1 protein-coding gene is annotated in these 442 nt (G+C 71.3%); it reads right to left on the bottom strand.

Features of this window, described 5'->3' with window-relative positions; all coding sequences use genetic code 11:
- Positions 1–442, bottom strand: a 442-nt coding sequence (locus FLO80_RS23900; RefSeq protein WP_223145553.1) for a hypothetical protein, incomplete at both ends; no start/stop codon positions are given.

Below are 442 nucleotides of genomic sequence, written 5' to 3'. Positions count from 1 at the left end.
GTGTCTTCCGGAACGTTCAGGGTCACTTCGTCGAGATACAGTTCGTCGCTGGAAAGCGGCTTGTCGCCAACCTCCTCGACCTTGAACTCGAACGCCCCCTCACCGGGCACCAGGCGCAGCAGACGACGGCTGATCTGCACCGGCAGTTGCCCGCTCGGCGCCTGGGCGCTGCGGTAGCTGAGCGCAACCGGCAACGGCCGGGCCGGCGCCTCGTCCAGGTCGACCCAGCTCGGAATGCCGCGGCCGCGCCATTGCCAGTAGGTTTCGCCGCTGGCGCCGCGCTGCGCCTGCCAGTCCTTCGGCGGCTGCGGCAGCTTGCCCTGCGGCGCCTGGGCCAGGGCGCCCTGCAGCCAGGTCAGGGCCAGGGCGCGTTCCAGGGTCGATTGCGCCGGCGCCAGGCGTTGCAGCAGAGCGCTGGCCTGCTGGCCATCCACGGCCGAGC

The sequence above is a fragment of the Aquicoccus porphyridii genome (genome assembly GCF_008369105.1).
Lineage (GTDB): Bacteria > Pseudomonadota > Alphaproteobacteria > Rhodobacterales > Rhodobacteraceae > Aquicoccus > Aquicoccus porphyridii.
The sequence above is the reverse complement of the archived record's forward strand: the minus strand, read 5'-3'. Positions and strand labels throughout refer to the sequence as shown.